Origin of the sequence: Sphingobium aromaticiconvertens (genome assembly GCF_037154075.1) — a bacterium.
In the GTDB taxonomy this organism is placed as follows: Bacteria; Pseudomonadota; Alphaproteobacteria; order Sphingomonadales; family Sphingomonadaceae; genus Sphingobium; species Sphingobium aromaticiconvertens.
The window spans coordinates 184,681-191,523 of record NZ_JBANRJ010000002.1 but is presented as its reverse complement, the minus strand read 5'-3'; the positions used below and the strand labels follow the sequence as shown (position 1 = coordinate 191,523).

Here is a 6,843-nt window from a genome sequence, read left to right as displayed (position 1 = left end):
CCTGCTGTTCGGGGTCGAGGCGGGAGCGGACGGCCATCTCGATATCGCGCCGGGCGACGTCGTGTCCGTGCCCATCCACATGTTCCGCGGTTTCGAGAAGCTGGACGATGGTGTCGGCTTCTTGTGGGTGCCGTTGGGCCAGGATGATCCGGGCAAAGTGGAATGGTCGCCGAAAGTCTTTGAACTGGCGCGGGAAACCGGGTTGACGTTGCTCAAGGGCGGTCGGCTGATCGATACGCTGGCGGGCGAGAGCGTGCCTGCGGATGCGGAACTGGAAAACGGCCCGGATGCGGAGCGCATCGCGCAATTGCGGACTCCGCCGCTGACCCGCATCGCCGAATGCGCCGTAACATTCGACCAGATTGCTCCGAATCCCCTTTCGCCGCTGGCGGCGCCTGGCGTGGAAGAGTGCCCGGTCATCGGAACCGGCATGACGACGGACGGGTTCGGGCCGGGACCTATCGAGGGATGGTGGGACCATGGCTTCGTCCTGCGCCTGTTGCGCATGCAGACGGGGGCTGTCGTGCCCATGCATGTGCGGGACGAGGAAGAAGTGCTGTTCGTTCAGAGCGGCGCACTTGGCATCGATACGCCAGAGGGCAAGGTGGTGATGGTGACGGGCGACACCTTCACGACGCCCAAGGGCATGCCGCGCCGTTTTCGCGCGCTATCGTCCGATGGATGCGCGGTGTTCGTGCTGCGCGGCGGAGATTCACCGTCGATGCCGCATTTTGTGAACGCCAACGCGTCTTAGCCCACTACTTCCGCGATATTCGAACGTTGCTGGGTGTTCCTCCGGCCATCAAGGCCTGCCAATTATCCGATGACGATGAGGGGGGGCTTGCGCCCGCGTGTCTCAAAGCCGCTGGTCAAGATAATGGGTGCGAAGGGGTTAAAAGTCAACCTACAGAGAGTAGGATTCCTCCATCGAGTCGCCTCATCAATGTTCAGCTCCGACGAAATTCGCGATCTTCCTCCCGTCATTTCCGGCCCGCGATTCGCCACATATCTGCGCGTCACAAACAACGATGTCGATCACGCGCTCGCTCTGTACCAGTGGAATCTGGAAATTTCGGCGGCCTTTATCGTGCCGTTGCAAGTGTGCGAAGTCGCGGCGCGCAACGGCGTCGTCGAGGCGATCAAGAAGGTGCATGGGCCAAACTGGCCATGGTCGAACGGTTTCATTCGCAGCCTGCCGGTTCCCAAGAAGGCCTACCACTACAATCCGCAGAACAATCTGCGCGACGTTGCCGCAAGGCAGCCGACGACCGGCAAGGTGGTGGCGGAACTCAACTTCGCCTTCTGGGAAAGGTGTTCACGGTCGGCCAAGATAACCGCCTTTGGCTTCCCAATGGAAACTTCAATGCCTCATTCCCGGGCGTTCCTAACGCAACACCCATTCCCACGGCCCGTGCGGCCGCCTTCAACGCACTGCTGACGATCCGACATTTCCGGAATCGCATCGCGCATCATGAGCCGATATTCGGTCGAAACCTCGCCGCCGACTATGCACTCCTTCATGAGGTAATTGGCTGGAGAAGCAGCGTCGCTGCCAACTGGGTGGACAAGATTCAGGGGGTGACCGGGCTTATTTCAAACAGGCCTTAACTCGCTGTCACGATTTCCCTACGCAGATCCTCTCCCAAGCCATGGTGATTACGGCTTGCGGCCAATCGCGCCGAATCTGGTTTACGCCGACCTTTTGCCTGTTTCGATTTCACCGCTTTGGAATCGAGATACCCTTCCCAATCCTTCATCAGCGCGCGTCGTTTTAGGAACGCATCCCCTCGCCGGTAGGCGCGTGTGGTCTCGTCCCCGATCTGATGGGCGAGTGCCTGCTCCACGACCGATTCCGGGTGGTTTGTCATTTCGCCCATATAGTCGCGAAACGCGCTACGCATGCCATGCACGGTATAATGACCAAGCTTTATCCGGCGAAGCACCATCGTCATCGACATCTGGGAGAGCGGCTTTCCTATCTTTTGCCCTTCGAACACGAACGTGCCCGGATCGCAGTTGGTGCCCTTCGCGATCTCACGAAGGATTTCGACGACGCGATCCGGCAGCGGGATGCGGTGTTCGACGCCCATCTTCATGCGATCGGCGGCGACATTCCATACGGCATCGTCCAAATTCACCTCGGACCAGGTCATGCGCAACGTCTCATTGGTACGCGTTGCGCAGAGAATGGTGAACTCAAGCGCACGTGCAACGAGCGCCGGCCGACGGCGCAGGCGAAGGATGAAGTCGGGCAGATCTTCAAACGGTATCGCCGGATGATGGCGCACCTGAGATTTCCTCCCGCGGCGGTGCAATAGATGGATCAGATTGCCTCGCCAGCGTGCGGGATTCTCCCACGGGCCGGCGATGTGCTTCGATGCCTTGGCCGCATCGAGGATGTTCTCAATCCGTCCACGCAAACGCCCCGCGGTTTCGGGAGTCGAGCGCCAGATCGGTTGTAGCACTGCAACCACGTCGTCGACGGTGATCACATCAACCGGAATGGTGAGCAACGATTTCCCGTGCGTCTTGATCGTGTTGCGCCACTGCTGGCGATGCTTGGGATTCTTCCATCCCTCTTCCTGGGTGTCGATATAGGCTTCTGCGAAGGGACCGAATAGCGGAGAACCACTCTGCTTCACGGTTTCCGGCACGGCCTCCGGCTTCCGCTCAGGCTCGGCCTGCCCGGTGGTTCGCCGCTGCTCGATCGGGTCGAGACCATCGATCCAAAGCTGCCGCGCCGCCGCCGCTTCTTCTCGCGCCTTTGCCAGCGGCACATCCACGACGGCTCCAAGGCCCATCTCGTGCCGGCGCTTATTGCGCTCGTAGGTGAATGCCCAGCGCTTCGATCCATCGGTCTTGATGCGGAGGTAAAGGCCGCCGCCATCGCCATACCATCCGGGCGCAGACAGCGTGGTGACGCGTCGAGGGCTAAGCTTGTGCATTGAGCGTGGCATTTCGAATCCCAGTGGCTCCGTCGAACTGCCCGTTTGCGAATTGCGCCCGGGTTTGTGCGCTGGATCGGAGCGAACCGGTCCGAACTGCGGCGACCTGCGATCCGGATAAATATCTGCTAAGCAGTTGTTTCTGATGACGAAATATGCGAGAAAATGCCAATTGACGCAAAGCCATGAAACGGGGGATACGAATCTTTCCCGCCCCGCCAATTCAGTCCCAAGCTGGGCACGCCGATTGCCGCCGATTTCCCGCTGGAAACGGCGGTGAGCGTGCGCAGCACGGTGGCGGGCGTCACCGCCCGATTGCCGGAGCTTTCCAGCATGGCCTGCGCCCGCTCGGCATCGACCTGCGCTTGGTCGCGGAGCGACTTCAGACCGGAAATACGGTCTTTCAACGCCGGATCTGAAATATCGGCCACACCTGATTCGATCGCGTCATAGAGGCGCTTGAGACTCAAGTCGGTCTCGCCCTGCCGCGCCTTGATCGAGCAGGTGTAGTAGCGATAGCGCCCGCCCTTGCCGGTGCGGATGGTCATGGCTCCACCGCACTTCTCGCAGAAGCAGATACCCTTCAGCAGGGTCATCCGGGCATCGCGCTTCGGTTGATGGTCGCGCAAGGGCAATGCCTTCACCGCGACTGCGCCGGTGAGTGGGCGCTCGATGGTTCGAGACATGGGGGGAGACTTGCCGAACCGGCTTGTCGCGGCACTCCAGGATAGATCGATGGAAACTGATCGAACGGAATTATTCGGGTTGGATGCCCAAAGGATTGGATCAGGTCGCACCGCGGGCGGTCATAGGTTTGCTGAGGGTGATCGCTCAGCGGCAAGGCGTCGCGGCATGCGGCTTAGAATTTCGATTCCGACACATATATTGGACATCTGCGTAACGCACCTGGCCGCTGCGGAGCGGCGCAAGGAGTGTTGATGGCCTGTTCCCGAGGTGCCGCGGCGCCAGCGTGTGATCTCCCAGATGTCGGGGCCGGCGGGCGGGGCCACGTCGCACAGGTCGGCGAACAGGTCGGCCAGCAGGTGCCGCCGCTGCGACGGCAACAGCCGTGCCGAAGCGAGGTGGCTCTGGTCGGCATCGGCGAGGATCAGGTAGCGCGCATGCGCGTCGTCGAACTGGTCGATCTCGTAGCGCTCGACCAGGACCGGCAGGTCCCGCCCGCCTGCACACGCCCGTCGCGCGTAACGAGATCCAGCGCGCAGATGCCAACGCCGTCCACTCAGACCGCCATGTGAAGAACGCATGGGTCAGGCTGAAATCAGGAATGGGTCGAGCCACTACTGAAGACTATCAAGGCCACCAAGATCAAAATGATCTGCAACGATGAACGTCGGAAAAACGGCGTTTTCAGGGGGGGATAGAATGAAAGCCTGTCTTAAGACATCGGTGTCGTTGAGCGTCATGATGATTGCGTCTCCCGTATGGGCGCAGGCCTCCCAGGATGCCAAGACGCCCGCATCGACCGTCGTCGACTCAACGCAGCCGCAGGAAACGACCGTGGCGGGCCTCCAGGACATCATCGTCACCGCCCAGCGCCGTAGCGAAAATCTCCAGAATGCAGCGATAGCCGTGACCGCCGTGTCCTCGGACCAGTTGATCCGATCGGGGGTAACCGACGCGACCAAACTTACCGCCGTCGCGCCGTCGCTTCAGGTAGGAACAGTCACGGGCGCCTATAACTCGTTTTACCTGCGGGGCGTCGGTAACTTTGCCACCACAGCTCTCAACGATGCTGCGATCGCCTTCAGCGTCGACGGCGTATTTATCGCGCGTCCTTCGTCCAGCACGGGGGTCTTCTACGATCTCGAGCGGATCGAAGTCCTCAAGGGGCCGCAGGGAACCCTTTACGGGCGCAACGCCACTGGCGGCGCGATCAACATCATTACCGCCAAGCCTAAGCTGGGCGAGTTTGGTGGTTACCTGATCGGCGAGTACGGCAATTACGATCGACGCCAGCTGCAGGCGGCCATCAACGTGCCGGTCGGTAACGACGGGGCCGTGCGGGTGGCGGGGCAGGTCACGCGGCGCGACGGATTCTATTCGGATGGCACGGGTGACGAGCGCAGCGAAGCCGGACGCATGCAGATCGCGCTTCGGTCATCGCAATCGTTGCGCCTGCGCGTCTCGTTCGATTACTCGCATCAAGGTGGCCTTGGGCCGGGGGGCACGTACCCCGATCTCATCAACAAGGACCGCCAGATCGGGTTCCTCGATCCACGCGCAGGCGCCATCGCCGCCTCTACGTTCATCGGGTTTGCCGGGAACTTCTTGAAGCCGCTGACGACCAGGCCATATTTCAACAACCGATATTACGGCGCAAGCGTACAGGCCGACCTTGATACCAGCATCGGCACACTGACCTTCCTGCCGGCCTATCGACGCAGCGAGCTTGACCTGCTCTCGATTGCGTCGGGCCTCGTCAATACCCAGCAGGAGAAGGACGATCAGGTCTCGGGCGAATTGCGGCTGGCATCGCCCGATCGGGGACTGATCCGCTATCTCGTCGGAATATACGGCATCCACGAAGACATCCGATCCAAGTACCTGTTCAATGAGCAATATTTCGGCGCCAACGGCACCAACAACGCCAATACCGACAGTATAGCGGCGTTCGGCCGGCTCACGTTTGCCCTGACGGATCGTTTTCGTATCAACGCCGGTGCACGCTATACCGTAGATCGCAAATCGGTGATGACCGATTCGTATCAAGCGAACGTATTATGCTTCTCGCCAAATCATCTCTGCATCGGCGGACCATCACTGCCGGAAGACTATGGCGCGTTCGAGCAGTTCGCCAGTGCCCGTCCAGCCTTTCCGACGCCGTTCGGAACGACGGGCAACTTCGTGTCCATCACCCACCCGATCGTCAATGCCGAACGGACCTTCAAGAAGCTGACCTGGCGCGGCGGCGTGGAATTCGACGCAGGGCAGCGCTCGCTGATTTATGCGACCGTGGAGACCGGCTTCAAGGCGGGCGGTTTCTTTTCGAGCATAGACGATCCTACCTATCAACCGGAGACGATCACCGCATACACGGTGGGATCGAAGAACCGATTTCTCGACAATCGACTCCAGCTGAACCTTGAGGCGTTCTACTGGGACTATCGGAACCAGCAGGTGTCGACGTTCCGAACCAATTCAATTGGCGGGACGGAGTTCGTCACGCAGAACGTGGGCAAGGCCCGTTTTTATGGACTGGAGGCGGATGCGAACATCCTTGCAACGCCGACGACGTTGCTGACGGTCAATGCGCAGTATCTGAATGCGCGCAACACGTCGTTCGTCTATACTTCCGCCAATCAAAGCCCGCCCGGGTCGCCGCCCTCCCCGCCAGCGACGGGCTGCCCGGCGACGCTGTCGACGGATGTTCGCACGTATACGGTCAACTGCAGCGGCTTCACACCAGCGCAGGCGCCCAAGTGGCTCATCACGCTGGGCGCGCAGCAAACAGTGGAACTCGGTAGCGCCGGAAAGCTGGTGTTCAACGCCCAGGCACGACACCAGAGCCGCACCTTCACGGGATCGGAACTGCTGAATTCAGAGATCCAGCGTGCTTACTGGATAGGGGATGGTGAAATCAGCTATCATCCGGTCGGAGACCGTTTCACGATCGCCGCCTATGTGAACAACGTGACGAACAAGCAGATCGTCGCACAATCGATCCCGTTCCCGATCTACTTTCCCTTGGTCGCCCAGACACTGCGACCGCCGCGCACGTATGGCGTGCGCGCCCAGGTCAAGTTTTGATCGTGCATGCCGGGTATTCATTCAAGTCGAACCGGCGCGCGCACCCGCAAGAGGGCAGCGCGGCCGCTTCTCCGATCATGCCCCGGTCAACCGGACTTAATGGCGATCGGCGCTAAACCGATCGCAAGAT

At 60.5% G+C, this 6,843-nt stretch carries 7 protein-coding genes; 3 read left to right on the top strand and 4 right to left on the bottom strand.

The window, feature by feature from the left end:
- Together WFR25_RS25580 and WFR25_RS25575 are read left to right on the top strand one after the other, a co-directional pair.
- Positions 1-754 (top strand): cupin domain-containing protein (locus tag WFR25_RS25580; RefSeq protein ID WP_336975159.1); only part of this gene is annotated, 754 nt, incomplete at its 5' end.
- A 189-nt stretch (positions 755-943) separates the two neighbouring features.
- Positions 944-1,438 (top strand): hypothetical protein, encoded by a 495-nt coding sequence (locus WFR25_RS25575; protein ID WP_011950726.1) that lies wholly within the window; start codon positions 944-946, stop codon positions 1,436-1,438.
- Positions 1,439-1,604: 166 nt separating this feature from the next.
- Here WFR25_RS25575 and WFR25_RS25570 read toward each other — a convergent pair whose 3' ends face one another.
- The 4 genes from WFR25_RS25570 to WFR25_RS25555 form a co-directional block, all read right to left on the bottom strand.
- On the bottom strand, positions 1,605-2,945 hold the full coding sequence (locus tag WFR25_RS25570) for a phage integrase central domain-containing protein (RefSeq protein WP_049771342.1): 1,341 nt from the start codon (positions 2,943-2,945) through the stop codon (positions 1,605-1,607).
- 128 nt (positions 2,946-3,073) lie between these two features.
- Positions 3,074-3,631, bottom strand: coding sequence for a recombinase zinc ribbon domain-containing protein (locus tag WFR25_RS25565; RefSeq protein ID WP_011950728.1), 558 nt, complete (start codon positions 3,629-3,631; stop codon positions 3,074-3,076).
- 120 nt (positions 3,632-3,751) lie between these two features.
- Entirely contained in the window at positions 3,752-4,210 is a 459-nt protein-coding gene (locus WFR25_RS25560) for an acyl-homoserine-lactone synthase (protein ID WP_011950729.1), read from the bottom strand.
- A 33-nt stretch (positions 4,211-4,243) separates the two neighbouring features.
- Positions 4,244-4,369: a hypothetical protein gene (locus WFR25_RS25555; RefSeq protein WP_336975158.1), complete on the bottom strand. Its 126-nt coding sequence runs from the start codon at positions 4,367-4,369 to the stop codon at positions 4,244-4,246.
- On the opposite strand from WFR25_RS25555, the gene WFR25_RS25550 reads away from it, so the two are divergent.
- A complete protein-coding gene (locus tag WFR25_RS25550) occupies positions 4,368-6,713 on the top strand; it encodes a TonB-dependent receptor domain-containing protein (protein WP_049771341.1) in 2,346 nt (781 codons plus the stop codon). The two genes, WFR25_RS25555 and WFR25_RS25550, sit on opposite strands and share 2 nt — an antisense overlap.
- Positions 6,714-6,843: the final 130 nt, after the last annotated feature.

What these genes read in the sequence shown, in the direction of transcription:
- WFR25_RS25575 (WP_011950726.1), top strand. Translation starts at nt 944, where the DNA reads ATGTTCAGCTCCGACGAAATTCGCGATCTTCCTCCCGTCATTTCCGGC.
- WFR25_RS25560 (WP_011950729.1), bottom strand. Translation starts at nt 4,210, where the DNA reads ATGCGTTCTTCACATGGCGGTCTGAGTGGACGGCGTTGGCATCTGCGC.
- WFR25_RS25555 (WP_336975158.1), bottom strand. Translation starts at nt 4,369, where the DNA reads ATGACGCTCAACGACACCGATGTCTTAAGACAGGCTTTCATTCTATCC.
- WFR25_RS25550 (WP_049771341.1), top strand. Translation starts at nt 4,368, where the DNA reads ATGATGATTGCGTCTCCCGTATGGGCGCAGGCCTCCCAGGATGCCAAG.
- WFR25_RS25570 (WP_049771342.1), bottom strand. Translation starts at nt 2,945, where the DNA reads ATGCACAAGCTTAGCCCTCGACGCGTCACCACGCTGTCTGCGCCCGGA.
- WFR25_RS25565 (WP_011950728.1), bottom strand. Translation starts at nt 3,631, where the DNA reads ATGTCTCGAACCATCGAGCGCCCACTCACCGGCGCAGTCGCGGTGAAG.